Below are 26,122 nucleotides of genomic sequence, written 5' to 3'. Positions count from 1 at the left end.
CCGCGATGTAATTTCCGGGTAGTGCAGGGGTGCACCAATGGTTCTGTCACGCACCGGTATGCAAGACCTTCACAACCGGGGACGACGTCAGCGCCGCACCGGCTCGTCCTCCGGCTCACGCACGTCACGCACGTCCTCCCCGGTGCCGCCCTGCACCGGGAGCTGCCCGGTGAACGGCACCAGAGCGCCCGGCGGTTTGCCGTGCCCGGTCACCGCGGTGAGCGACGTGCGGGGGCGGCGGGCGGGCCGGCGTCCCCAGAACCCGCCCCGGCCGTCGTCGTCCTTCGGGTCGAGGATGCTGCCGGCCGGCTCCACGACGCCCCCGACCAGCGCGTCCCGCTCCCGCGACGCCATCCAGCGCGGCCGCAGCTCCAGACTGCCTGAGGACGACGAAACCTCATCCCCCTCAACTCCGTTCACCGATTCCGCGGCCGTTCCCCGCCCCGCGGGCCAGGCCGGCCGGCCTGGCTGCCGGGACCGGGACGGCAGCGGAATCGGATTCGTCTCCGGCGCCGGCGGCCGCTCCCCCGCCGAGACCGGCACCCGAGCGCCGCCCCCCTCGGTCGGGGTGAGAGCATCCCGACCGAGGCCGCCGTCAGCACGGTCTTCCCGCGCCCGGCCGTACGGCCCGGCGGCACCACCCGTCGACGGGGACGACGCCCTACCCTCCGAAGCCACACGCCCACCCCGAGACGTAGCGCCCACCGTCGCGGCAGGCACCGCCGGCGCTGGGGGCGCCGGGGTCGGGGGCAATGGGGTCGGCGTTGCGGGCGCCGTCGTTGCGGGCGCCGTCGTTGCGGGCGCCGTCGTCGTGGATGCTGACGCCGCGGACCCCGTCGTCACGGACGCCGGCATTGCGGACCCTGACGTTGCGGGCGCCGTCGCCATGGACGCCTCTGTTGCGGGCACGGTCGTCGCGGCAGGCAGAGCCTCGCCGCCCCGCGCCGCCGCTGCTCTCATGGTCGCGGCCTCAGGCGTCCCGGTCCCGGTCACGGCGGACGCCATCTCCCCCGCCCGTGCCGCGGCCGGGGCGGCGTCGTCATCACCGGAGTTGGTCTGTTCCCGTTCGAGCTGGGTCAGGTCGATGCGCCGCGGAGCCTCCAGAGGACGCAGATCGATGGCCCGCTCCTCGCCCACACCACGGGCACCGACGGTGGGAGGCACCCAGACCCCGGTCCCCACGGTCACCCGGAGCGCTCCGCCGCCGGACCGCTCACGAAGCTCGGTGCGCTCCAGCTCAGCGCGCCCCAGCTCGGCACGCTCCAGCTCGGCACGCTCCAGCTCTCCGCGCTCCAGCTCGGCACTCTCCGGGTCGGCGGGCTCGAGCTCAGCACGCTCCAGCTGGACACGCTCCGGCCCAGCACACTCCAGCTCGACGCGCTCCAGCTCAGCACGCTCCAGGGCGATGCGTTCCTGCCCGATGCGTTCCTGCCCGATGCGTTCCTGCCCGATGCGTTCCTGCCCGATGCGCTCCTGCCCGATGCGTTCCTGCCCGATGCGTTCCTGCCCGATGCGTTCCTGCCCGATGCGCTCCTGCCCGATGCGTTCCTGACCGGTGCGTTCCTGACCGGTGCCGCTGGTCATGGCGCCAAGGGGCTCGGCGGCTCCCGACTCGGCAGCTCCCAGTTCGGCAGATCCCAGTTCGGCGACGAGTTCCCCGCTCCCGGGCGCCTCTGCGCCCGTGCCCCACTGCTCGGTGACGGTCCGGCGCGCCGTCCATTCCGCGGCCCACTTGGCCTGGGCGGCGGCGAAGAACACCGGCTCCAGGATCTCCGACGGTGCCTCGTCCGCCGCCAGGAAGGGATCGCTCAACGGGTCGGTCAACGGGTCGAAGGCTCGCTCGGCAACCGCTGCGGCAGGGGCGCTCGCGGCGGGGACATCCACCCGTCCGTCCGGAGCTTCCCCGGCATCAACCGCATCGCGGTCGGCGGGACCGGTCGCGTCCACGACCTGTTCCCCGGCACCGTCCGCGCTCGCGCCGGACTCGTTCGCGCCCGGCGCATTCACGACAACCGGGTCAGCGTCGGCCATGCTCAGCGCACCGGCGACCGTCCTGTCCGTGCCGACTCCGTCCAGGCCGCTCACGCTCGGACCGGTCTCTTTCAGGGCAGCCAGGTCAGGGGTAGCCGCATTCAATCCGGCAGCACCCAAGCGGACCTCGCCCGAGGCAGCTCCGCCCGAGGCAGCTCCGCCCGAGGCCACACCATCCAGGGCGGCCGCAACCAGGCCAGCCATATCCAGGCCAGCCATATCCAGGCCAGCCATATCCAGGCCAGCCATATCCAGGCCAGCCATATCCAGGTCAGCCATAACCAGGTCGGCCGCGCCCGAGACGGTCCGCCCGGCGTCAGTCGTGGGCGCACCGTCCAGGGTCACGGCCGCTGCGGCGCCGACGGTGAGGGAGTCGCGACCCGCGGCATCGGCGGTGGGGAGGTGGGGGGCGGGGCTTGCGTCGTCCTCAAGGTGGTCGCCCGGCGCCGGGACCTCACGCAGGTCGATGTCCGGCACCGGCTGGGCTTCGTTCGTCGTCCCCAATTCCTTGGCGGTGGAGGTCTTTTCCGCCCCGACGACCGGGAGCTCACCGGTCGGGACCGACACCAGCCGGCGACGGCGCGGGGCGGAACCGGGAGTCGGGACCGGCTCGACGGTCTCGCCGGAACGGCCGCGTCGTCCCATGACCTGACGCTGGAGGCTGACGGCCCGCACCCACACGTCACTGACCTCCACCTCGCCCGGCTCGGGCGAGGCGTAGGGCCAGAACGGCCCACCGGGCGGCAGCAGGCTGCCCGGGCCGACCGCGCTGAGCAGGCTGCCGGCCAGCGCGCTGTCGAGCACCGGGCGGGAGCTGGCGTGACGGCCCGAGTGCGGACGCCGGCCGACCCGGGCCACCCGGTCGCAGAAGTCGATCATCGCGAACACACGCAGGTCGTTGATGTCGATCTCGCCCAACCGGACGGCGTCGACCAGGTCGTCACGCAGCTGCGCGGCCTGATGACGCCGGGAGCTGCGGTGCGCGGCGCGGATCACCAGCACCAGGAGCACCAGCAGACCCACGGCCGCACCGAGGGCGGCGACGGTCAGGCCCGGATGACGTTCCAGCTCGGCGCGAGTGCGCTCGGCGGAATCCGCTGCGGTGGAGAGCATCTCGCCCGCGAAGCGGCGGGCGTCCTCGGCCCGGACGGACAATTCGCTCATGACGCCTCCGCCCTGGGTGCCCCACGATAGGCACAGTTCTCGTGCAGGTTGTCGCGCAGGGCGGCCAGCTCGCCGGCGGCCGCGGCGAAATCCTCGTGCCAGCGGTCATTTTCCATCGACAGCGCGGTGTTCCGCGCCCTCAGCTGACCGTTCTCCCTGCGGTAGCGAAGCGCGAGAAGCGCCACCGCGCAGCCGAGCACGACGAGGAGAACTCCGACGGCGCCGACGGCCACCCCCGAGAGGTCGACCGCCGAAAGGTCCACCGGCACGGCGAAACCCCTCTCACATCTTCCGCGAGCCTCCTGGCCTGAGATCCCGGTGAGCCGGTAGCGCGATCCGTGCGGGCACGACCCGGGGCCGTCCGAGGTTCCGAATGGCGTCGCTCACTGTAGTGGACCTCAACTCTGAGTTAAAGCTTGCCGCGTGTCCGGACCGAGTTATCGCACCGACGCTGCACCGAGATCGTTGATCATGAACCACTTCCGGCACCGCGACACGCCGTCCGGGCTGGTCAGCGCCATTCCTCGACACGATGCTCACTTCAGCTATTTATGTGCAAAACAACCCACTAGGCTCGTGGAACGGTCGAGCCCGTCGCCGGGCGGTCCCGTCTGCCCATGCGGTTCGAACCAACGGGCCGCGTGCACCGAGCTGTGGAGGAATCCGGTGGACACCACGCCCGACAGGGCCGAAGCGTTCCCGCACGACCCACCGAGGCACCTGGTGCGCATCCGCGCCGGGTCGAACGGTGCCCGACCGAATCCCGGCCCCCTGACGCCGATTCCGGCCGCCCCCGTGGCTCCGGTAGGACCGATGGCGAAGAACGTGACCAACGGGGTCCACGCCGTCTCCGGAGCGAACGGGGTCGCAGCCATGACCAACGGCAACAGCACGGGTAACACCACCGACGTCATCGACGACGCCGCCGTCGACACCACCGTGATCGCCTGGGAGTGGGCCGGGCTGCTGGCCCGCACCGGCTACGTCGCGGCCGACCGCACCGCGATCGTCGCCGAGCTGCGCCGCTGGACCATCCGCCTGGTCGAGGCGCTGGCGGACGACGCCCCGGCCGCCACCCCGGGCACCGAGCTGGGCCACGCCCTGGTGCAGATGGGCTACGCCTCCCCGGCCGCGCTCGGGTGCACCACGGCCCTGGTGGTGCGCCGGTTCGCGGCCACACAACCGGAACGCGCCGCCGAGCTGGTCTCCACGATCAGCCAGGGCTTCGTGCGCGCGGTGCGCGACAAGACGCTGGAGGAGCAGGACGCCATCCGCAGCTCCGCCCTGCTGGCGCTGGAGCGGGCCCGGGCCGAGCAGCGGCAGGCCGAACTGCGCGACCCGGTCACCGGCCTGCCCAACCGCCGGGGCTTCGTGGTGGCCCTCAACGAGCTGCTGGCCTCCTCGCCCCCGGGCGTCCTCGGCGTCTGCCTGCTCACCCTGGGCGGATTCGAGCCCCTGGACCGGGGTTTCGGACCGGCCGTGGGCGACCAGCTGCTGCGCACCGTCACCGAGCGGCTGGCGGCCCGGTTCGGCGGCAGCGACGAGCTGATCGCCAAGGTCGGCCGCGAGGAGTTCATCGTGGCCGCGATCGGGGTGAAGACGCCCGGCCAGGAGCGGCAGGAGAACGTGACCCAGCGGGTGGCGGCGGCGCAGGAGGCGGTGCGCGCCCCGATCAGCCTGGGAGACCGCTCGGTGGTGCTCTCGCCCTCGGTCGGCGTGGTCTCCCGGCCCACCGGCAACGCCGACCCGGAGACCATGCTGCGCGACGTCGGCCTGGCCGGCTCCTGGGCCCGCGACCGCGGCACCGGGTCGATCGCGCTGTTCGAGGTGGAGCGCGCGGCCAGGCAGGTCGCCGGGCTCACCCTGGCCGCCGAGCTGCCGGCCGCGATCGACTCGGGCCGGCTGCTGGCCCACTACCAGCCCATCGTCGGCCTGCGCTCCGGCCGGGTCGAGATGGTCGAGGCCCTGGCCCGCTGGGAGCACGAGCGTCTGGGCCTGCTGGAGCCGGACGCGTTCATCCCGCTCGCCCAGCGCGCCGGGCTGATCCAGGAGCTCGGGCGCAGCGTGCTGGAGCGGGCCTGCGGGCAGAGCCTGGCCTGGCACGACGACCTGGCCCGGGGCCCGGTGATCTCGGTCAACCTGGATCCCCGGCAGCTCACCGAGCAGTCCACGGTGCGTGACGTGGTCACCGTCCTCGACCGCACCGGCCTGCCTGCTCACCTGCTCCAGCTGGAGATCACCGAGAACGCGGCCCTGGGCGACCCGGCCGCGCAGGCCGTGATCCGCGACCTGGCCCATGTCGGCGTGGGCCTGGCCCTCGACGACTTCGGCACCGGCAAGGCCCATCTGGCCCGGCTGGCAGAACTGCCCGGGATGGGGGTGCGCACGCTGAAGCTGGCCGGGGACTTCCTCTCCGCCCAGCGCCCGGTGCCGAGCCCGGCCCAGGCCGCACCGGCCCGGCTGACCAGCCGGCTGTTCGGCCCGGGCCGGCACAGCCAGCAGCCGGTGCAGGGGTCGGCCCGGCGCGACGTGCTGGCCTCCACCATCGCCCTGGCGCACCGCCTGGGCATGCAGGTCACCGTGGAGGGCGTGGAGACCGCCCAGGACGAGGCCCTGGTCACCTCGCTCGGCGCGGACCACGCCCAGGGCTCGTACTACAGCGTCCCGCTGCCCCCGGCCGAGGCCGGTGACTACCTCAGCCGCTGATCAGCGCGGCGAAGCGGTCCAGGTCGACGTTGCCGCCGCTGAGCACCACACCGACGCGCCGGCCGGCCAGCTCGCCGCGCGCCAGCCGGAGCGCACCGGCCAGCGCGAGGGCCCCGGTCGGCTCCACCACCAGTTTCGCCGTTCCGGCGAGAAGCCGCATGGCAGAGACCAGTTCGGCGTCGCTCGCGGTGGTCACGCCGGTGACCTCGCGGCGGATGACGGCGAACGGGTGCACGCCCAGGGCCGTGGTCTGTGCCCCGTCGGCGATCGTGCGGGGCGTCGGGATGGTGACGATCTCGCCCTTGCGGAACGACTGCGCGCCGTCGTCACCGGCCTCCGGCTCGACCCCGATGATCTGTGCCCGGGGTGCGAGTTGCCGCACACTGAGCACGGTTCCGGAGAGCAGCCCACCACCGCCGAGCGGGGTGATCACGGCGTCCAGGCCGGGCACCTCCTCCAGCATCTCGCGGGCCGCGGTGCCCTGGCCGGCGATCACGTGCGGGTGGTCGAACGGGGGCACGAGGGTGAGGCCGCGTTCCTCGGCGAGCCGCGCGGCGATCGCCGCGCGGTCCTGCGTGTAGCGGTCGTACTCGATCACCTCGGCGCCGTACTCCTGGGTGGCGGCCAGTTTCGAGGCGACGGTGTCGTGCGGCATGACGATGGTGGCGGGTGCGCCGAGCAGGCTCGCGGCCAGCGCCACGGCCTGCGCGTGGTTGCCCGACGAGAACGCGACCACCCCGGCCCGGCGCTGTTCCTCGCTCAGCCGGGCCAGCGCGTTGTACGCCCCACGGATCTTGAAAGACCCGGCTCATTGCAGGTTCTCGCACTTGAGGAAGATCTGCGCCCCGGCCTGGGCGTCGATGCGGCGGCTGGTCACCACCGGCGTGCGGTGCACCACCCCGGCGATCCGGTGGGCGGCGGCCTCGACGTCTGCGTAGGTGACGGTGTCCGGCATGGGCGCAGCCTACGTCGGCCCCGCGCCACTCATCACGCGGATTCCGGGAGCCTCTGCGAAGCTGGAGGCCATGGACCGACCATCGCTGACGCTGACCGGGATCGTGCTCGACACCGACGACGTGGAGATGCTCTCCGAGTTCTACCGGCGCCTGCTCGGCTGGGAGCTGGACCAGGACGAGCTGCCGGACTGGCGAAAGCTCCGGGCACCCGGCGGCGCCGGCCTGTCGTTCCAGCTGGACGAGCGTTACCGGCCGCCGGTCTGGCCGGCCGGAGACGACCAGACCCCGATGCAGCTGCATCTCGACATCCTGGTCACCGAGATGGCCCCGGCCGTGGCCTGGGCCCAGGAGTGCGGCGCCGCCCTGGCCGATTTCCAGCCGCAGGACGACGTGCGGGTGCTCCTGGACCCGTCCGGCCACCCGTTCTGCCTGTACCTGCCCGAGACCTGAGCGAACCGACCCAGGGCGGCAGCGAATCGGCCCAGATCGGCAGCGAACCGGCTCAGGTCGGCAGCAGGGGCCACAGCCGGGCCCAGGCCTCCTCGGCCGCACCCGCCACCGGCCCGCCCTCCAGCAGCTCCGCGGCCAGCACCGGCGGCGGGTCCTTGCGCCGGAAGGCCATCAGCCCGGCCAGGTAGGCGTCGTCCAGGGCCCGCGAGGCGGCGGCCAGGTAGTCCACGCCCAGCCCGCCCACCGTGACCAGGTCCGGGTCCACGGCGTTGACCAGACCGGCGATCCCCCGGCCCAGCCGGGCGGCCACCGCGGTGACCGCGTCGTGCTCGGGTGAGCCGGCGCCGGCCCGCGCCGCCCGGGCCACCACCCGCCGCGCATAGGCCACCGGCTCGGTCGGCGCCGGCTCGCCCAGCAGCCGGGCCAGCGCCCCACCGTCCAGGCTGGCCCCCCAGCAGCCCCGCGCACCGCACGGGCAGTGCACGTCGTCCGGCGCGAACGGCATGTGCCCGAACTCGCCGCCCAGCCCGACCGCCCCGGTCAGCACCCGGCCGGACTCGACCAGGGCACCGCCCAGCCCGGCGTCCACCCGCACGTGCAGCGCCACCGCGGCTCCCACGGCCGCGCCCCGGCAGGACTCGGCCGAGGCGGCGAAGGTGGCGTCGTTGCCGAGCGCGACCACCGGGGCGTTCGGCCAGAGGATGCCCATGTCCAGCCCGGACCAGCCCAGGGTGCTCGCCTCGACCAGCCGGTCCATGGCCACCAGGCCGGGCACCGACACCCCCATGCCACGGATCCGCCCACGAAAACGCCGTCGCAGCCGGGTCAGCCGGGCCTTGACCTCCAGCAGGATGCGCTCGCCCTCGCCGTAGGCGCCGGCCATCTGCTCGTCGCCGTCACTGGCCACCACCTCACCGCCCAGCTGAACCACCTCGGCCCGCCAGGTCTCGTGGGCGAAGGCCACCCCGAGCACCAGCGGCCCGCGCGGGTGCGGCTGGAGCACCGTGGTGGGCCGCCCGCGCCCGGCCGGGCCGGCCGGGCGCTCGCTGATCAGCTCGGCCGCGGTCAGCCGGGCCACCAGCTCGGTGGCCGCCCCGGTGCCGATCCCCACCCGGCGGGCGGCGTCCGCCCGGGTGATGTCCGGGTTCTCGTGCACCACACGCAGTAACTCGGACGCTCGCGTCCCGATCACGACCGGCCCAACTCCCTGTATTTGCTCGAAGACAGAGCTTAATATGCAGCATGTGTCACGCCCCGACCTGAGCCAGGCCCATGCCGTCCCCCTCGACTCCCCACGCAGCACCCGGCTGCCCGACCGGCCCAACTATGCCGCGCTGATCGTCCTGGCGACGTGCTCGTTCATCTACGTGACCGCCGAGATGCTCCCCGTCGGCCTGCTCCCGCAGATCAGCTCCGACCTCGGCGTCACCGAGGCCCAGGTGGGCCTGCTGCTCACCTCGTACGCCGCGGTGGCCGCGGTCACCACCATCCCGATGACCGCGCTGACCATGCGCTTCCCCCGGCACCAGCTGCTGGCCGGCACGCTCGCCGTGTTCGTGGTGGCCCAGTTGCTGGCCGCGTTCGCGCCCAGCCTGACCGTGCTCTCGCTGGCCCGGGTGTTCTCCGCCGCGGCGCACGGGGTGTTCTGGGCCATCGTCGCCCCGATCGCCCAGCGGCTGGCCCCGCCCACGATGAGCGGCAAGGCCACCGCCTGGGTGTTCACCGGCTCGTCGCTGGCCATGGTGCTGGGCGCGCCGATCGCCACCGTGGTCGGCCAGGCCACCAGCTGGCGCACGGCGGTGGTCTGCGTGGCCGCGGTCGGCGCGATCAGCCTGGTCTGCATCCTGGTGGTCGTGCCGCACCTGCCGGTGCTGCCGCGCGACGCCTCGGTCACGCTGAAGGGCCAGATGCTCGCCGCCGGGCGGCAGATCCGCTCCCGCGCCACCCTGCCGGGCTGCGTGATCACCCTGACCGCGGTGATCGGCCAGTTCGCCGCCTACACCTACATCGCCCCGCTGGTGCGCCGCGACGGCGGCCTGGACGGCCGGGCCCTGGCCGTGCTGCTGCTCGGTTTCGGCATCGCCGGGGTGTGCGGCAACCTGATCGCCGGGCGGTTCATCGACCGCCGCCCCGACCTGGTGATGCTGGCCATCTTCGGCACCATGGCGGCGGCGATGGCGGTGCTGGTCAGCGTGCCCGGTGCGGTGATCACCGTTCTCGCCGTGCTGGTCTGGGGCCTGGCCTCGTCACCGATGTCGATGGCGTTGCAGGCCGCGGTGATCCGCCGGGCGCCGCTCAGCCAGGACGCCGCCGCCTCGGTGCAGGTGGTGGCGTTCCAGATCGGCATCGGCAGCGGCGCCCTGATCGGTGAAAGGCTCTACGGTCAAGGATATCTCGCGCTGCTGCCGCTGCTCGGCGCGGTGATGACCGCACTCGCTTTCCTGCTGGCGGCCCGGGCCAGGGAGACCTTCCCACGCCACCCGGTGCAGCACGTCGAGGCCATGCACTGAGGGGTTCCAAAAAAATGGTGGACGACGAGGGGCCGCGCGGGCTCCTCGTCGTCCACCATTGGGGCACCGCGAAAACCGTTACCCCGCCGACTCGCCGTAGACGCTGCGCGCGTTGGCCGTGGCCTTGCTGATGATTTCGGTGCTCTGGCCGGAGAATTCGGCCGTGTCCACGCCCCGCGAGGTGAGGAACTCCTCCACGCACTCCAGCGAGCGCCGGGTGAACACCTGGTAGAAGAGCTCCTCGTCACCGGCCGCGAAGTGCTCGCCCAGATCGAAGTTCGACACCTGCTCGCGCACGCTCCTGACCGCGCCGAAGTCGACGTCGCGACGCTGCGCGATCTCGTTGTCCGCCTCCACCGCGTTCGACGTGCGCAGGCGTGACGTGCGCGACTTCTTCATGATCTCCGAGGGCGCGTTCAGCAGCAGCGAGGTGGCCTCGGTGAGGGCGATCGGGCCGAGCGCCTGGAGTTCGGGGGCGGTGCCCACGGGCAGCGTGCGCACCTCGTAGAGCTCGGAGTGCAGCGGCCGCAACGCGTACACCTGGCCCTCCACGAACAGCGTCTGGTTGGCCACGTGCGCGTGGACGAACAGCGTCACCACCACCTGCCCGCCCCAGGTGGACTGCTGGAAACAGGTGTACACCCGGGCATTCTCGTCACGCCGGTCGAAGTACGGGCGCAGCACGCCACGGGGCAGCCAGGCCACCGGACGGCGGAAGTTCAGCTGTTCCGTGCGGTTTCGCTCCACCGGGCCGTAGCGGTACAGGTCCACGGCGAGCGAGCCCGCGCCGCCCCGCACGTACAGCCGGTGACCGCCCGTCGGCCGCGGGCTGATCCGGCCGGGCAGCATCTCCAGCAGGGCGGCCTGGAGCTCGGCGCCGGTGACCGGCCCGGCGCCGGCCCGGGTGCGGCGGCTGATGTCGATGGTGATCTGCCAGCCGTCCAGCTTGACCCCTGACCCGACGAAGGGCTGCGAGTCGGCGCGGTACAGCACCACGTTGCAGTGGTTCAGGTCGCGCAGCGCCTCCTCGGTGGAGACGTGCCGCAGCGGTGGCGGCGGGTCGGCGGCCGGGTCGAGGGCCACGCCGATGGCCGACCGCCGGGCCGCGCGCATCTGGAAGTACACGATGCCGACCGCCACCACGTAGGCCCAGAACAGCAGGAACAGCACGATCAGCACGAAGTTGAACGGCCCGAGCACGCCGGAGACGGTCAGCAGCAGGGCGATGAACGCGGTGCCGGTGACGTACCAGATCTCCCGGTTCAGCCAGCTGTCACGGGTGTCGCGCAGTTGCCTGGCCCGGGCCGCGTGCCGGGCCAGGGCCAGGTGGTCGACCTGCCAGTTCGGGCTCAGTGCCCGCCGGGTGGGCCGGAGCAGGGCGCTCACCGCCGAGTCGGCGATGTCGTCGTGCAGATAGCAGGCCGCGCACAGCAGCCGGGTCACCAGGTCGTCGGGAGGGGCCGACGCCGTGCTCGGCTGGGCCAGGTGCCGGCCCGCACCGGCGCCCGTGGTCTCGTTCACAGTCACCCATCGCTCCTCGTGCGTCCGCGTGTCCAGTGGGCCGCCGGCACCCAAGCCCCGTACGCGAGGGCGACTTCCTCGCCGGGCCAGTCGGTGCAAATCACCATCAATCACGCAATGCGACCAGTCAATACCTCCCGATGACCTCCTCATGGCAGGGGCACTACAGCGCCGCTTCACATGGTGTACGTTTCCTGTTGCAGACAGTTACAGAGCAACTCTGTGCAATCAGCCGGCCAGGGAAGGCGACGGCGGTCCGTCGGGTCGCATCCGCGAGGGCAATGGAGTCCGCCGCGGGCGGCCACGCACCGAAGGCCCTTTCGATCGTCCGCGAGAACGGTCAGAAAGAATCCGCGCCCTTCAGGTGCCTCCGGATGACCGCCGTGAATGCTGATGCCACCCGCCGGAATTCTCCGGTCCCGCCCGACCGCGATACCCCCTTGTCTTTTTCCGGGCGGACCTCGAATGACGGCGCGGTGAATATCGGCCGATCGGTGAACCGGAATCTCCCCCGGGTGGGCCTCACGGCCCGACCGAACGGGTCCTGTCCATCGTGGATGACGGAAAGCCGATACCCGACAAGATCATTCGCCCTAGCCTGAGCATCGGGTCCGACGTCGGCCAATGGCGGTCTGTTCCGGGTCGGACCGTATTCGCGTGCCGTGGGGGGCCGAATTCGATGTCCGTTTCCGAGGCTTCAGGAGCAGATCTGTCCATCGATCAGCTGATCGACCGAAACCCGATCGTCTCGCCCCGGTCGTCCATTCCGGACGCCCTGCCGCGGACCGGCGCCGCCCCGGACGGGGAATTGCCGTTCGACGAGTTACTGGTGCCGACCGCGCGCACCAGTTTCCGGATCAGCCGTCGCCTGGAACGCCCCCGGGCGCTGCTGGCCCGTTACAGCCGGTACGCACGTTACTGCGACCTGACCGTCGGAACGCTCGCCGCCGCGCTGGCCGTGCGGGTGCGTTTCGGCACCGTCCCGGACGTGTACCTGCTCCTGCTCGTGCTGCTGCCCCTCACCTGGGGGACCCTGGCCTGGCTCCACCGCACCTACGAGCGCCGCTACATCGGCGCCGGGCCGGACGAGTTCCAGCGCCTGGCCCGGGCCGGCATCACCCTGTTCACCACGGTCGCCGCCGTCGCCTACTGCCTGAACGGCGTGTTCCCCCGCACCGTCGCCCTGATCTGCGTGCCGTTCGTGGTGCTGGGCAGCATGTCCTGCCGCTGGGCCCTGCGCCGCGGGCTGCACCGCGCCCGGGTCCTCGGCCGCGGCCTGCACCGCACCGTCGTGGTGGGGCGCAGCGACGCCGCGGTGGCGCTGATCGACCAGCTACGGCACACCGAGAACTCGCTGCACCACGCGATCGTGCCGGTCGGGGTCTGTCTGCCGGCCGGTGAGGTCAGCCCGTCGCACGTGCACGAGGTGCCGGTCGTCGGCACCCCGGCCGACGTGCTCGCGGCGGTGCGGCTGACCGACGCCGACGCGGTCGCCGTGGTGTCGCAGCCCGACCTGTCCGGTCACACCCTGCGCCGGCTGTCCTGGGCCCTGGAGGAGCGCGGTGTGGAGCTGCTGGTCTCCCCCGGCATCGTCGAGGTGGCCGGGCCCCGGCTGTCGATCCGCCCGCTGGCCGGGATGTCGCTGCTGCATCTGGAACGGCCGGTGCTCAAGGGCACCCGGCGCGCGCTGAAGGTGGCCTTCGACTACGGCGCCACGCTGCTGCTGCTGACCGTGCTCGGGCCGCTGATGCTCGGCCTGGCCCTGGCGGTGCGGCTGACCAGCCGGGGCCCGGCGCTGTTCCGGCAGACCCGGGTGGGCACCGACGGCCGCGAGTTCACCGTGTACAAGTTCCGCTCGATGGTGGTGGACGCCGAACAGCGGCTGGCCACCCTGGCCGAGGCCGACGAGGGCAACGGCGTGCTGTTCAAGATCCGCAACGATCCGCGCATCACGCGGATCGGGCGGGTGCTGCGCAAGTACTCGCTCGACGAGCTGCCGCAGCTGCTGAACGTGTTGCGCGGCAACATGTCCCTGGTCGGCCCGCGGCCCCCGCTGCCCAGCGAGGTGGCCGGCTACTCGCGCACCGAGATCCGCCGGCTGCGGGTGCGCCCGGGGATGACCGGCCTCTGGCAGGTCTCCGGCCGGTCGGACCTGACCTGGGAGGAGTCGCTGCGGCTCGACCTGCGCTACGTCGACAACTGGTCGCTGGCGCTCGATCTGTCCATTCTGTGGCGCACCGTGCGCGCCGTGACCCATGGCTCGGGGGCCTACTGACGATGGAATCCACCTCTGTCCACCAGACCCAGACGGAAGCGCTGCCGGTCATCCTGCCCCGCAGCGGCGGCGCCCCGGCGGTCCCGGCGCCCCGCCACACCAGCTCGCTGGCCGGGAAACACGTTCTGGTAGTAGGCATCAACTACGCCCCCGAGCCGACCGGCATCGCGCCCTACACCACCGGCATGGCCGATCACCTGGCCACCCGCGCGCACGGCGTCACCGTGCTCACCGGCATGCCGCACTACCCGAACTGGCGGCTCGACCCGCAGTACCGGTTCCGGCTGCGCACCCGTGAGGTGGCCCGGCAGACCGGCGACGCGTTCGACGGCATCGCCGGTCTGGGGCGGCGCGACGGGCTGACCGTGCGGCGGCTGCGGCACTACGTGCCGGCCCGCCAGAGTGCCCTGCGCCGGGCCGGTTACGAGCTCACCTTCCTGCTCAACTGCATGACCTCCCGGATCGAGCGGCGGCCCGACGTGGTGGTGGCCGTGACCCCCTCGCTGGGCGGCGCCGTGGCCGGGGCCCAGGTGGCGCAGCGCACCGGCGCGAAGCTGATCGTGGTGGTGCAGGACCTGATGGCGAAGGCCGCGACGCAGAGCGGCATCTCGGGCGGCGGCGGCCGGGTGAGCGCGGCCACCGGTGCGGTGGAACGCTACGCGCTGCGCCGGGCCGACCGGGTGGCCGTGGTCAGCGAGGCGTTCCGCGACCAGGTGCGCGCCTACGGGGTGCCGGACGAGCGCATCCGGGTGCTGCCGAACTGGACGCACATCCACGCCTCCGGCCTCTCCGCCCCCGACGCCCGCGACGCGCTCGGCTGGCCGCAGGACGCCTTCACCGTGGTGCACACCGGAAACATCGGGCTGAAGCAGGATCTCGGCAATCTGGTGGAGGCCGCGCGAATCTGCGCGGAACGCGACGCCGGCGTCCGGTTCGTCATCGTCGGCGACGGCAGCCAGCGCGCCGCGATCCAGGCCCAGGGCCGCGGGCTGGACAACCTGGTGTTCGTCGAGCCGCTCGACGGGGTGAAGTACCCGCAGGCACTGGCCGCCGCCGACCTGCTCGTGGTGAACGAGCGGCCGGGTGTCGGGGACATGTCACTGCCCAGCAAGCTCACCTCGTACCTGACCGCGGGCCGGGCGGTGATCGCGGCGGTCGCCACCGACGGCGCCACCGCGGCCGAGCTGCGGCGCACCGACGGCGCGGCGCACCTGGTGCCCCCGGGCGAGCCGGCGGCGCTGGCCGACCAGGTGCTGGCGCTGCGTTCACGGCCCGGAACCTGCAAGGAGATGGGCCTTCTCGGGCGCGCCTACGCGCAGGCGCACCTGGGCCGCGAGGCCGCGTCCGCCCGTCTGGACGCCCTGATCGAGGAGTGCCTCGAAGCATGAGCGAGCTCACCCCCCAGCCCGCCGGACCGTCCCTCGACCAGCTCGTCGTGGAGCCTGACGCGGCGGATCCTCTTGCGGTTCGTTCTGTTCCAGAACACTCCGACACCATCAGGGCCGTGCCCACGCCCGGGCGCCGGGCGGTGCCGGCGCTCGACGCGCTGCTCGCCCCACAGACTCCCGAGAGGCACCGGCCGGCGGTGGAACGCGACCTGGCCGCGTTCACCGGCGCCGGGTACGACAAGGGCCGCTCCAGGCTCTGGCAGGCCGCCTGGTTCGCCACGATGAACCTGGTGTTCTCGAAATGGTGGCTGCCGGCCCGGTTCCGGCCGCCGATCCTGCGGGCCTTCGGCGCGAGGGTGGGCGAGCGGGTGCTGATCCGGCACCGGGTGCGGGTGCTGTGGCCCTGGCAGCTGAGCATCGGGGACGACTGCTGGATCGGCGAGGGGGTGTGGCTGCTCAACCTGGAGCCGATCACCATCGAGGACGACGTCTGCCTGAGCCAGGAGTCGATGCTCTGCACCGGCAGTCACCGGCACCACGACCCGGCGTTCGAGTTCGACAACGGCCCGATCCGGATCGGCCGGGGCGCCTGGGTGGCCGCCCGGGCCACGGTGCTGCGGGGCACGACCGTGGACGCCGGTGAGGTGGTACCGGCCCACGCCGTGCGCTCACGCACCCGCCGGCCCTGATCCGTCTCCGCAGGTCAGGCCGCGAAACTTCCCGAAGGGGCAGACCCCCGGCAACCTCCTGCACGTGTGGGAGGCCCGTGTCAGTCTCGCTCTGCGCAACGAACGGGGGGACTCATGGAGACGATCGTCGTGGGCTACCTGGCCGCCTTCGCGGCGGGCCGGGTCAACGACCTCGCGGACCGGATCGGGGCGGGGGCGACCGACGCCGTCGACCGCTCGCTGGCCCACCTGTACGACAACCTGGTGCACCGGGCGCCCGCCCTGCGCTGGCTGCGGGAGGGCCATCCGGAGTCGGTGACCGAGGCCGAGCGGCAGGTGCGCGGAGCGCTGCGCGACCACGAGCTGCGGGCTCTGGCCCGGATGGTGGTCGAAGACGTGGAACGTCGCGGCGGCGCCGGTCTGCTGCCGCAGAGTGTCTACGCCGTGCAGTCTTTCGGGCACGGCCTGGCTGTCGGGGGCACGCTGCACGACCAGGAACCGGCCTGGCTCGGCGCCCTGCGCGGGTGCCGGGGCCCGCTGCGCGTGGCCATCGGCCTAGGGCTGCTGCTCACCGTCGGCGGGCTGCTGGGGTTCGTCGCCAACCTGGCGCTGGGCATGAGCGGGCGGCTGACCGGCGGGGACCCGGGGGCAGGCTTCGCGATCAGCTTCGGCTGCGCCTTCTTCGGCATCCTGGTGGCGAACGTCGCGGTGATCGTCCAGATGGCCAAGCACTGAACGACCAGGCACCGGCCGAACGGCGGGAAGATCATCCTGACGCCCTGACCTGTTGCGGCTCAACGGTTCCCGGCTGCCGGGTGACCGGCGCCACGAAGATCGCCAGCACCATCGCCACGCCCACCGCGAGCACCGAGGTGAGCACCGAGAACCGGTCGCCGAGCAGTCCGACGAGCGGTGGCCCGCCGAGGAAGGCGAAATATCCCACCGACGCCACGACGCTCACCCGGGCCGCCGCCCGGGCGGGCTCGTCGGCGGCGGCGCTCATGCCCACCGGGAAACCCAGGGCCGTGCCGACGCCCCAGAGCACGGTGCCGGCGAAGGCCAGCACCGGGTTCGGGCCGAGCACGAACAGCAGCACCCCGAGCACCGCGGTCACGGCCATGACCTGGAGCAGACCGGAGCGGCCGTACCGGTCCAGCAGGTGCGGGCCGAACCAGCGGCCGAGCGTCATCGCGCCGAGGAACACCGCGAACCCGAGCGTGCCCACCGCGTCGGAGGTGCCGTGGCCGTCGATCATGGCGACGCTCGCCCAGTCGTTGCCGGTGCCCTCGGCGAACGCGAAAGTCAGTACGAACAGCCCGATCAGCAGGGTGCGCGGCTCGGTCCAGGCGACGATCACGGGCACCTTCGGTGCGGCGGGCACCGGGGGTGCGCCGGGTTCCGTCGCGGGTTCCGGTTCGGTGTCGGGCACGAAATCACGGACGGCGAAAGGCACGTAGGCCGCGATCAGCGCCGCGCACAGCAGCAGGTGCACGGGCGGCGGCACGCCCAGCCCCACCATCAGCGCCGCCAGCAGGGCCGCGGCCACCGTGCCCAGGCTGAACCCGGCGTGGAAGCGCGGCATGATGGCCCGGCCCAGGCGACGTTCCACCACCGCGCCCTGCACGTTCATCGCCACGTCCCAGCCGCCCTGGGCGAAGCCGAACAGCACCAGACCGAGTGCCACCACCGGAGCACCCGCGTGGTAACCCAGGGCGATCACGGCCACCGCCGCGCCGTCCATGACCGCGAGAGTGCCCACCGTGCGCCGGGATCCGAACCGGGTGACGATGGCCCCGGCCAGTGGCAGTGAGATGAGCGAGCCCACCGCGATGGACAGCAGCACCAGGCCGAGTTCTCCCGCGCCCAGCCCGAGGTGCTCCTTGAACTGCGGGATGCGCGCGGCCCAGCTGGCGAAGATGAACCCGGTGGCGATGAAGGCGGCGTAGGTGGCCCGCACGCCGGCCCGCGTGTCGGCGGCGAAAGAGTCCTGCGGAGATGGGATCACGACGTGTTCGCCTTTTCCAGGAAGTCGTCGAGGAGCTGTGGACTCGCCCGCCGATCCTAACCCGGAGCAGGCGCGCGGCCCCTTCCCGATGCTCCGCGGCGGCACCTGCCCCCGGCCGGGTACCTGGTCGCGCCGGTGAAGGGGGACGATGATCCGGTGCGTCGGTGGGACGCACCGGTGAACACACCGGGACTGCGCTGGGGAGCCTGATGAGCGAGATCGTCGATGTCACCACCCTGAGAAACTGGCTGATCCGGTTCGCCGGTGACGTGGAGGAGTTCTCCGCCCTGCTCACCGAGCTGGACTCGGCGATCGGCGACGCCGATCACGGCTCCAACCTGGCGCGGGGTATGAAGGCCGTGGTGTCGGTGCTCGCCGACGACTCCACGCCGGACAGCATCGGGCCCATCCTCAAGCAGACCGGCATGGCGCTGGTCAGCACCGTGGGCGGGGCGAGCGGGCCGTTGTACGGCACGTTCTTCCTGCGGATGGCTGCCTCGGCCGGGGACTGCGACGCGCTCGGGCCGGACTCGCTGGCCGAGGCGTTCCGGGCCGGGCTGGAGGGGGTGCTGACCCGGGGCAAGGCCTCGGCCGGCGACAAGACCATGCTGGACGCACTGATCCCGGCGGTCGAGACGCTGGAGTCGTCACTGGCCTCCGGCCGGCCGTTCGACGAGGCGATCCGGGCCGGCGCGGACGCCGCCGAGGCCGGTCGCGACGCCACCACGCCGATGCTCGCCCGCCAGGGCCGGGCCAGTTACCTGGGCGAACGCACCGTAGGGCACCAGGATCCGGGGGCCACCAGCATGGCCCTGCTGTTCCGGGCCGCGGCCAACACGATGATCGACGGTGAGGACGACTCAGCGGCATGACGGGGCAGCCACCACGTTCAGTGCCCGAAATTCGACAGGATGTAAGGAGATCCACGATCGGCGCAGTGTCCCGCGCCGGGCGAGCGGACAGGGCAGCATCCAGTTCTGGTGCTGTGAGAACCCTGTCCAGCCTTGGTGAATGATTTGCGCAAGGCCGAACTTTCCATTTTCTCGCGATCATTGGTGAACGACGGGCAAACACTGCCGGTCCGTTTGCGGACTTCTCTAGTAAGTGACGGGTGCCGGAAGAGACGCTGACGCCGTGACAACCGCAACGGTGATTCTGGTCCTGGTTGTCGTGGTGGCCCTGGCGTTCGACTTCACGAACGGCTTCCACGACACGGCCAATGCGATGGCAGCGTCGATCGCTACCGGGGCGCTGACGCCCAAGGTGGCGGTGGCCCTCTCCGGCATCCTCAATCTGATCGGGGCCTTCCTCTCCGTCGAGGTGGCGCTGACAGTGACGAACGCCGTGGTGAAGATCCAGACGTCGGACGGATCGCCGAAACCGGAGCTGCTCTCCGGCGGCGGCAGCGACCTGCTGATCATCGTGCTGGCCGGGCTGATCGGCGGCATCACCTGGAACCTGCTCACCTGGCTGGTCGGCCTGCCCTCCAGCTCCTCGCACGCCCTGTTCGGCGGCCTGGTCGGCGCCACCATGGCCGGGCTCGGCACCAGCGGCGTCAACTGGAACGGCGACGGCAGCAAGATCGACGGCGTGGTGGGCAAGGTGATCCTGCCCGCGATCATGTCGCCGATGATCGCCGGCATCGTGGCCGCGGTCGGCACCTGGCTGGTCTACCGGGTCACCCGCGGCGTGGCCCAGCGCTACAGCGAGAAGACGTTCCGCTGGGGCCAGATCGGCTCGGCGTCCCTGGTCTCCCTGGCCCACGGCACCAACGACGCGCAGAAGACGATGGGCATCATCACCCTGGCCCTGATCGCCTCCGGGCACTGGACCGACACCGAGAACATCCCGTTCTGGGTCAAGGCCGTGTGCGCGATCGCCATCGCGCTGGGCAGCTACCTGGGCGGCTGGCGGATCATCCGCACGCTCGGCAAGGGCCTGGTCGACATCGCCTCGCCGCAGGGCATGGCCTCGGACGCCAGCTCCGGCGCGGTCATCCTGATCTCCAGCCACATGGGCCTGGCCCTGTCCACCACCCACGTCGCGACCGGCTCGATCCTCGGCTCCGGGGTGGGCAAGCCGGACGGCCGGGTGCGCTGGCGGGTGGCCGGCCGGATGGTGGCCGCCTGGCTGATCACCCTGCCCGCGGCCGGCCTGATCGGCGCCCTGATGTGGGGCATCGCCCACATGCTCGGCGGCGGCATGCTCGGCGCCCTGGTGATCGCCCTGATCCTGGCCCTCGCCACCACGGCGATGTGGCTGCACTCCCGCAACCAGCCGGTGCACGCCGGCAACGTCACCGACGAGTGGGAGCCCTCCGGTGACGTGGCGACCGACGTCGTCGACACCAACGCCGCCACCCCCCAGACGTCGGCCCCGGCCGCCTGAACCGAGGAATCACACGAAGATGCACACCCTTGCCCTGGAGTGGCAGGCGATCTGGAAGATCCTGCTCACCGGCCTGGCGCTCGGCGCCGGCCTGCCCACGCTGTTCGCGGTGGGCGTGCGGTCCCTGGCCTACGGCACGGGCGGGGACGCCGAGGAGCACGCTCCCGGCGTCACCCCGGCCCCGCACCCGGTCGGCCGGGCCGTCGCCTACCTGTGCTTCGCGATCGTGCTGCTGGTCGTGGCGCTCGGCCTGGTGATGATCGTGGCCTCCGGCTTCGGCAAGACGCTCGACTTCTCCAGCGTCTACCCGGTTCTGCGCGACAAGTAGTTGCCTCAGCGCATCGAGTGAACGTGCGGCGAACACTGCCGGACACCTGTATCGAACCCCTGGAGCCGATCATGGCTCCGGGGTGAACCTGGCGGCGTGACGACCGCAACGGTGATCCTCGTCCTGGTTGTCGTGGTGGCTCTGGCGTTCGACTTCACGAACGGCTTCCACGACACGGCCAATGCCATGGCCACGTCCATCGCGACCGGCGCCCTGTCCCCCAGGACCGCCGTCGCTCTGTCCGGCGCCCTCAACCTGGTCGGCGCCTTCCTGTCCGTCGAGGTCGCGCTCACGGTGACCAACGCCGTGGTGAAGATCCAGGACTCCGCCGGAGCCCCGAAACCCGAGCTGCTCAGCGGCGGTGGTGCCGATCTGCTGCTGATCGTGCTGGCCGGGCTGATCGGCGGCATCACCTGGAACCTGCTCACCTGGCTGGTCGGCCTGCCCTCCAGCTCCTCGCACGCCCTGTTCGGCGGCCTGGTCGGCGCCACCATGGCCGGACTGGGCACCAGCGGCGTCAACTGGAACGGCGACGGTTCCAAGGTGGACGGCGTCATCGGCAAGGTGATCCTGCCGGCACTGGCGTCCCCGGTCATCGCCGGACTGGTCGCCGCGGTCGGCACCTGGCTGGTGTACCGGGTCACCAGCGGGGTGGCGGAACGCTTCACCGAGACCGGTTTCCGCTGGGGCCAGATCGGTTCCGCATCGCTGGTCTCGCTGGCCCACGGCACCAACGACGCGCAGAAGACGATGGGGGTGATCACCCTGGCCCTGATCGCCTCCGGGCACTGGACCGACACCGGGAACATCCCGTTCTGGGTGAAGGCCTGCTGCGCGCTGGCCATCGCGTCCGGCACCTACCTGGGCGGCTGGCGGATCATCCGCACGCTCGGCAAGGGCCTGGTGGAGATCGCCTCGCCGCAGGGCATGGCCGCCGAGGGCGCGTCCGGCGCCGTCATCCTGGTCTCCAGCCACCTCGGCTTCGCGCTGTCCACCACCCACGTCGCGACCGGCTCGATCCTCGGCTCCGGCGTGGGCAAGCCGGGTGCGGCGGTGCGCTGGCGGGTGGCGGTGCGGATGGTCGCCGCCTGGGTGATCACCCTTCCGGCCTCCGCCCTGGTGGGTGCCCTGACCTGGTACGTCGCCGACCTTCTCGGCGGTGGCCTGTTCGGCGCCGTGGTGATCACGGCGCTGCTGGTGGCCGCCGCGGTCGCGATCTGGCTGCACTCCCGCCGCGAGCCCGTGCACCCGGGCAACGTCAACGACGAGTGGGAGGCGCCCCGCCCGGGCGCCTCCCAGCCCACGGCCGCCTGAGGAGGCAACGCGATGCACACGCTCTCCCTGGTGTGGGAAGACCTCTGGAAGATCCTGGTCACCGGTCTGGCGCTGGGGGCCGGGCTGCCGGCGCTGTTCGCGGTGGGCGTGCGGTCCCTGGCCTACGGCACGGGCGGGGACGCCGAGGAGCACGCTCCCGGCGTGGCCCCGGCACCGCACCCGCTCGGCCGGGTGCTGGCCGGGCTGTGTTTCGCTGTCGTCCTGCTGGTGGTAGTTCTCGGAATCGTCGTGATCGTGGCTTCCGGTTTCGGCCAGGAGGTCAGCTTCGACAGCATCTACCCGACAATCCAGGACAAGTGATTCCGGTGCCCGAAGACATCCCCATCGTCAGCCGCGTAGTGGCCTGGTTGCGGGCCGGGTACCCGAGCGGCGTGCCGCAGCAGGACTACGTGGTCCTGCTCGGCCTGCTGCGCCGCGAACTCACCGGGGCGGAGGTCCGGCAGATCGCCGCCGACCTGGCCATGCAGGCCGAGCTCGGCGCCGAGATCACCACCGCCGACGTGGAACGGATGATCGGCGAGGCCACCCTCGACGCCGCCTCCCCCGAGGACGTCGCCCGGGTGTCCGGCCACCTGGCGGCAGGTGGCTGGCCACTGGCCGAGATCGACTGAATTGGCCACATCGAGCCGGCCCGGCCACATCGAGCCGGCCCGGCCGAATCGGGCCGGCCCGCGGCGGGCCTCAGCCCCGGCTGAGGCTCGCCGCCCGCCACAGCGGATCGCGACCGGTCAGCCCGAGCACCTGGTCGAACACCGGCGCGGTCACCGGCACCGCCACCGGATGCCCGAAAATCTCCGCCCGGCGCGGTAGCTCGGCCCCGGTGTCGTCCCGTGCGCTCCAGAAACCGTGCAGGGTGGCGGCCACCGGCGGATGCACCACCACCTCCTGGCCGGTCGCGACGGCGAGGTCCCAGCTGTGCACCACCACCTCGTCCAGCGCGACCACCGCGCAGGTGCGGCCGGGCATCGTGACGCCACCGGCCTCGGTCGTCCCCTCCCAGGCCGTCGGGTGCGTCCAGGCCTCGGCCAGGGTGGCCAGACGGTGCTGGAGCTGCTCCCGCCAGTCGCCGGGCGAGCTCGCCCCGGTGGACGGCGACGTCTTGCCCGCAGCCGCGGTGAAGGCAAGACACAGTCCGGCCAGGTGATCGAGAAGCTCGGCCACCCGCCATTTGTCGCAGGGCGTCAAGGCCGTGAAGTGGTCCTCACGGACCCCCTCCAGCAGCCGCGCGGCCTCGCTGGTCGCCGGGGTGAAGTCGAACATGGAGCGGCACGCTAGCCGCATACTCAGCGGTACTCGCGACGCCGCGCGGCGATCCCGGACCAGCCCAGCACGGCCGCCAGCAGACCGGCCCCGAGGGTGAGCCACCCGACGAGCCGCAGGTTCTCACCCGACGCGGCCCAGGCGTCGTCCGCCGACTGCACCTGCCGGGCCAGCAGCGCGCCGCTGTAGGCGTCGAAGTTCTCGAACGCCCCGACCGCCCCGCCGGGCGCCGGGTTCGAGGCCATCTGCCGCACCCGCGCGGTGTTGCCCTTCTCCGCCTCGGTCAGCAGCCGGTCGTGCACGCCGGTGTAGTGCTCCAGCGTGTCCGACACCTTCGCCACGTCGTCGCGCACCTGCCGCGACCCGTCCGACGCCGCGACCTCCAGGTGACCCCGGGCGTCGCCGATCGACCCGGCCCAGGTCTCCTCGTCCCGCACCGTGGTTCCGCCGAGCGCCCCCAGCGCCTCGGCCGAGCGCGCGTCGAAGGCCGCGAACCGGGCCTCCACCACGGCGTCCGCCACCCGCAGCGCGTCGTCCCGCGCCAGCAGCACCTGCTGCCGACCGGCGTCCACCACCACGACGCCGGCGATCGTCACCACGACCAGCGCCAGCACCCCGGCGGCCAGCCGGGGGTTCAGCAGACGCCGGGTGCGGCGGGTGAGCCACAGGTGCACGGCGACGATCGCGGCGATCGCGACGAGCGAGGCCGCCAGCGCGATCAGCGGGGCGGTGCCGGCGGCCGACACGTCGTCGTCCAGACGCTCCTGACCAGTCCGCCGCACCTCGGCGAGCCGGGGAAGCACCTGCTGGTGCAGCACGGCCGAGGCCTCGGCGAGGGTGTCCGCCGCCGTCTCGTCCCGCCCGTCCCGGGCCAGGGTGCGGGCCGCCTGCACCTGCATCGCGTAGGCCGTGAGGTAGTTGTTCGCGGTGGCCAGCGTGGCCGCGTCGGCGTCGGTACGGGCCGAGGTGACCAGGCCGATCGTGGCGTTCTGGGCCTTGTAGGCGAAGAGCCGGTAGCGGAACACCGTGGGGTCGGCGCCGGTCAGCACGTCGGTGCCGGCAGCCGTGTCGGCGATCACCAGCGACGTGCGCGCCGTCTGGATCCGCACCTGCTGCGCGGTCTCGGCCCGGGCCCGTTCCAGGGCGTCCGCCCGGCGCGCGAGCCCCTGCCACCCGAGCACCCCGGCCAGCAGGGCCATGGCGAGAACGGTGACGCCGGCGGCCATCAGCAGCTGCGGGGTGGAACCCCGGGCCCGGCCCAGCCGGAATCGGCCGAACAGCCCAACCGTCAGCCGCCGGTGCATTCGCCCCATCCCCACACGATCGTCGTCGTCGGCAGTCAATCCGCCGCAGAAGAACGGAAAGTGACCGGGCGGCGACCGTTTCGCCAGTAATGGGTGACGGTCGTTCACCCCTCAGCCGGGTCGTCCGATCGGCCATTCCGGGGAATCTTTCGGCCGGGGGTATCACCGTCGCCGCACGACAACGATTCCCCTACGCCGCCGTAGGTGACGAAACCGCAGGTCATCCCATGAACGCCGACGAGGTCCTCTCGAATTGCCACGCCCGGGGCGAACCCGCAGGCTGGAGGCGTCTGGCCACGGGGGCCAAGCAATCGCCTGTTGAGCGGTCCTTCTCGAACTCCTCACGACCGCCGGGTGTCTCGTGGGTCGCAGCACCACACGACCACCCCATGACCGCAGGCGTGCCGACAACTTGAGGACACTCCTGTGTTTATCGCTGCCGCGATCTTTTTCGCCCTGAACGGCATCACGTTCGGAAGCTGGGCGGCCCGGGTTCCCGATGTATCCCGGGAACTCGACCTGACCACAGGCACTCTCGGAGCCGCCCTGTTCTGCATATCCCTGGGCGCTCTGGCCAGTATGCAGGTAACCGGTTCTCTTTGCGCACGTTTCGGCGCCAAACGGGTCGGGCTGATCACGGTCGCGGCCTTCACCGTCAGCCTCCCGCTCCCCGCACTGACCGGTAACCTCACCGAACTATGCCTCGCGCTGCTGGTTTTCGGAACCGCCAGCGGCGCCGCGAACGTCGCGGCGAACAGCCTGGGCGTCGAGGTGGAGGCCCGGGCGAAACGGCCCGTGATGTCGTCCCTGCACGCCGTGTTCAGCCTGGGCGGGCTGGCCGGTTCCGCAACCGGTGGCCTGCTCGCCGGATTTCTTCCTGCCGTGCTGCACCTTTCGCTCATCACCCTGGCCTCGCTGCTGATCTGCGGCTGGCTGGCCACGGTGCTGCCGAAGGTGGTCGAACCGCCGCTGGAACGCTCCGCGCACAGCCGCCAGGGCCGGCACGCGAAGAGCCGGGGCCGCCGCACGCTGCTGCCCGAACCCGCCGGCCCGCCCTCCATCGCGGTCAATCTGAAGCCGGTGCAACCGCTTCCGCCCTCGGCAGGCCGGTTCTCCTCGCACGCCGGCGTGCTGATCGCCCTCGGTGCCATCGCCGCCTGCACGTCGTTCGCCGAGGGCGCGCTCGGCGACTGGGGCGCCCTGCACCTGCGCGAGAACCTGCACGCCGCCCCGGGCCTGGCCGCCGCCGGCTACGCGCTGTTCAGCCTCGCGATGGCCACCGGGCGGCTCGCCGGGCACCGGCTGATCGCCCGCTGCGGCGACGCCCGGGTGCTGATCGGCGGCACCGTACTGGCCGCCACCGGCACCCTGACCACGGCGTTCGGCGGCAGCCTGGCGATGGCCCTGAGCGGCTTTCTGCTGGTCGGCCTGGGTCTGGCCAACGTGTACCCGCTGGCGATCGGACGGGCCGGCCTGCTCAACGGGGCCAAGGGCGTGGGGCTGGCCTCCACGGTCGGCTACGTCGGGCCGCTCGCCGGGCCCCCACTCATCGGCGCGGTGGCGGGTGCGGCCGGCTTGAGGACGGCGCTGAGCGGCGTCAGCATCCTGGTCCTGGTCGCCACCGCCCTCTCGATCGCGGTCGCCGCCGAGACACCCTCCGCGCTCAGCGTCGCCGCCGCCCTGCGCCGGCGCTACGCGCGGACCCGGCAGGCGATGGCCCTGGCCCGCGGCCGGGTGAGCGCCGTACGGCTGGCCGAGGTCGGGCGCACCGGCCAGGACCTGCGTGCCCGGCTGAGCGATACCGCGTGACCGGCGTCCGCCGTCACCCGGCGG

The 26,122-nt window shown here is 72.3% G+C and carries 21 protein-coding genes and 1 pseudogene; 14 read left to right on the top strand and 8 right to left on the bottom strand.

Annotation, left to right across the window (positions count from 1 at the left end; genetic code table 11):
* Positions 1-87 precede the first annotated feature (87 nt).
* Together KIH74_RS12160 and KIH74_RS12155 are read right to left on the bottom strand one after the other, a co-directional pair.
* Complete coding sequence (locus KIH74_RS12160) at positions 88-3,195, bottom strand: coiled-coil domain-containing protein (protein WP_214155976.1); 3,108 nt, start codon at positions 3,193-3,195, stop codon at positions 88-90.
* On the bottom strand, positions 3,192-3,464 hold the full coding sequence (locus KIH74_RS12155) for a hypothetical protein (RefSeq protein WP_214155975.1): 273 nt from the start codon (positions 3,462-3,464) through the stop codon (positions 3,192-3,194). Before KIH74_RS12155 ends, KIH74_RS12160 begins: the two co-directional genes overlap by 4 nt.
* Before the next feature lie 544 nt (positions 3,465-4,008).
* On the opposite strand from KIH74_RS12155, the gene KIH74_RS12150 reads away from it, so the two are divergent.
* Positions 4,009-5,901, top strand: a complete 1,893-nt coding sequence (locus KIH74_RS12150; RefSeq protein ID WP_214155974.1) for a putative bifunctional diguanylate cyclase/phosphodiesterase — start codon at positions 4,009-4,011, stop codon at positions 5,899-5,901.
* On the opposite strand, the pseudogene KIH74_RS12145 reads toward KIH74_RS12150, so the two are convergent.
* Positions 5,891-6,856: pseudogene (locus KIH74_RS12145) on the bottom strand (threo-3-hydroxy-L-aspartate ammonia-lyase). The gene KIH74_RS12150 and the pseudogene KIH74_RS12145 overlap by 11 nt on opposite strands.
* Positions 6,857-6,926: 70 nt before the next feature.
* Here KIH74_RS12145 and KIH74_RS12135 point away from each other — a divergent pair.
* Positions 6,927-7,307: a VOC family protein gene (locus tag KIH74_RS12135; RefSeq protein ID WP_214155972.1), complete on the top strand. Its 381-nt coding sequence runs from the start codon at positions 6,927-6,929 to the stop codon at positions 7,305-7,307.
* 52 nt (positions 7,308-7,359) lie between these two features.
* Here KIH74_RS12135 and KIH74_RS12130 read toward each other — a convergent pair whose 3' ends face one another.
* Complete coding sequence (locus KIH74_RS12130; protein WP_308113733.1) at positions 7,360-8,499, bottom strand: ROK family transcriptional regulator; 1,140 nt, start codon at positions 8,497-8,499, stop codon at positions 7,360-7,362.
* A 52-nt stretch (positions 8,500-8,551) separates the two neighbouring features.
* Here KIH74_RS12130 and KIH74_RS12125 point away from each other — a divergent pair, with 52 nt between their 5' ends.
* Complete coding sequence (locus KIH74_RS12125; protein WP_214155971.1) at positions 8,552-9,817, top strand: MFS transporter; 1,266 nt, start codon at positions 8,552-8,554, stop codon at positions 9,815-9,817.
* 78 nt (positions 9,818-9,895) lie between these two features.
* On the opposite strand, the gene KIH74_RS12120 is transcribed toward KIH74_RS12125, so the two are convergent.
* Complete coding sequence (locus tag KIH74_RS12120) at positions 9,896-11,344, bottom strand: AbeC-like domain-containing protein (protein ID WP_214155970.1); 1,449 nt, start codon at positions 11,342-11,344, stop codon at positions 9,896-9,898.
* Between the two features lie 673 nt (positions 11,345-12,017).
* Here KIH74_RS12120 and KIH74_RS12115 point away from each other — a divergent pair.
* The 4 genes from KIH74_RS12115 (at position 12,018) to KIH74_RS12100 (ending at position 16,404) form a co-directional block, all read left to right on the top strand.
* Positions 12,018-13,613 (top strand): sugar transferase, encoded by a 1,596-nt coding sequence (locus KIH74_RS12115; RefSeq protein WP_214155969.1) that lies wholly within the window; start codon positions 12,018-12,020, stop codon positions 13,611-13,613.
* A gap of 2 nt (positions 13,614-13,615) precedes the next feature.
* Positions 13,616-15,001: a glycosyltransferase gene (locus tag KIH74_RS12110; protein WP_214155968.1), complete on the top strand. Its 1,386-nt coding sequence runs from the start codon at positions 13,616-13,618 to the stop codon at positions 14,999-15,001.
* Between the two features lie 197 nt (positions 15,002-15,198).
* Positions 15,199-15,690, top strand: coding sequence for an LbetaH domain-containing protein (locus KIH74_RS12105; RefSeq protein ID WP_372492050.1), 492 nt, complete (start codon positions 15,199-15,201; stop codon positions 15,688-15,690).
* A 114-nt stretch (positions 15,691-15,804) separates the two neighbouring features.
* On the top strand, positions 15,805-16,404 hold the full coding sequence (locus tag KIH74_RS12100; RefSeq protein WP_214155966.1) for a hypothetical protein: 600 nt from the start codon (positions 15,805-15,807) through the stop codon (positions 16,402-16,404).
* Positions 16,405-16,435: 31 nt separating this feature from the next.
* Here KIH74_RS12100 and KIH74_RS12095 read toward each other — a convergent pair whose 3' ends face one another.
* On the bottom strand, positions 16,436-17,674 hold the full coding sequence (locus KIH74_RS12095; RefSeq protein ID WP_214155965.1) for an MFS transporter: 1,239 nt from the start codon (positions 17,672-17,674) through the stop codon (positions 16,436-16,438).
* 209 nt (positions 17,675-17,883) lie between these two features.
* On the opposite strand from KIH74_RS12095, the gene dhaL reads away from it, so the two are divergent.
* The 6 genes from dhaL to KIH74_RS12065 all read left to right on the top strand — a co-directional run bounded on the left by dhaL (position 17,884) and on the right by KIH74_RS12065 (position 22,336).
* Positions 17,884-18,546: a dihydroxyacetone kinase subunit DhaL gene (gene dhaL, locus KIH74_RS12090; RefSeq protein ID WP_214155964.1), complete on the top strand. Its 663-nt coding sequence runs from the start codon at positions 17,884-17,886 to the stop codon at positions 18,544-18,546.
* Between the two features lie 262 nt (positions 18,547-18,808).
* Positions 18,809-20,062: an inorganic phosphate transporter gene (locus tag KIH74_RS12085; RefSeq protein WP_214155963.1), complete on the top strand. Its 1,254-nt coding sequence runs from the start codon at positions 18,809-18,811 to the stop codon at positions 20,060-20,062.
* Positions 20,063-20,081: 19 nt separating this feature from the next.
* Positions 20,082-20,390, top strand: coding sequence for a hypothetical protein (locus KIH74_RS12080; RefSeq protein ID WP_214155962.1), 309 nt, complete (start codon positions 20,082-20,084; stop codon positions 20,388-20,390).
* Positions 20,391-20,486: 96 nt separating this feature from the next.
* Complete coding sequence (locus KIH74_RS12075) at positions 20,487-21,704, top strand: inorganic phosphate transporter (protein ID WP_214155961.1); 1,218 nt, start codon at positions 20,487-20,489, stop codon at positions 21,702-21,704.
* 12 nt (positions 21,705-21,716) lie between these two features.
* Positions 21,717-22,025 carry a hypothetical protein gene (locus tag KIH74_RS12070; protein ID WP_214155960.1) on the top strand — a complete coding sequence of 103 codons (309 nt, stop codon included), beginning with the start codon at positions 21,717-21,719 and terminating at the stop codon, positions 22,023-22,025.
* A 5-nt stretch (positions 22,026-22,030) separates the two neighbouring features.
* Positions 22,031-22,336, top strand: a complete 306-nt coding sequence (locus tag KIH74_RS12065) for a DUF3349 domain-containing protein (RefSeq protein WP_308113731.1) — start codon at positions 22,031-22,033, stop codon at positions 22,334-22,336.
* A 70-nt stretch (positions 22,337-22,406) separates the two neighbouring features.
* Here KIH74_RS12065 and KIH74_RS12060 read toward each other — a convergent pair whose 3' ends face one another.
* Both KIH74_RS12060 and KIH74_RS12055 read right to left on the bottom strand, forming a co-directional pair.
* The gene (locus tag KIH74_RS12060; protein ID WP_214155959.1) at positions 22,407-22,985 is read right to left on the bottom strand and encodes a TIGR03086 family metal-binding protein; all 579 of its coding nucleotides are present in this window, start codon (positions 22,983-22,985) and stop codon (positions 22,407-22,409) included.
* Between the two features lie 23 nt (positions 22,986-23,008).
* Positions 23,009-24,298, bottom strand: a complete 1,290-nt coding sequence (locus KIH74_RS12055) for a GlnX family signal transduction membrane protein (protein WP_214155958.1) — start codon at positions 24,296-24,298, stop codon at positions 23,009-23,011.
* A gap of 417 nt (positions 24,299-24,715) precedes the next feature.
* Between KIH74_RS12055 and KIH74_RS12050 the strand changes: the two genes are divergently transcribed.
* Positions 24,716-26,098, top strand: a complete 1,383-nt coding sequence (locus KIH74_RS12050) for an MFS transporter (RefSeq protein WP_214155957.1) — start codon at positions 24,716-24,718, stop codon at positions 26,096-26,098.
* Positions 26,099-26,122 lie beyond the last annotated feature (24 nt).

It is taken from the genome of Kineosporia corallincola, from assembly GCF_018499875.1.
Taxonomy (GTDB): Bacteria; Actinomycetota; Actinomycetes; order Actinomycetales; family Kineosporiaceae; genus Kineosporia; species Kineosporia corallincola.
Note: the sequence above shows the minus strand (reverse complement) of the source record. Positions and strands in the feature narration are given on the sequence as shown.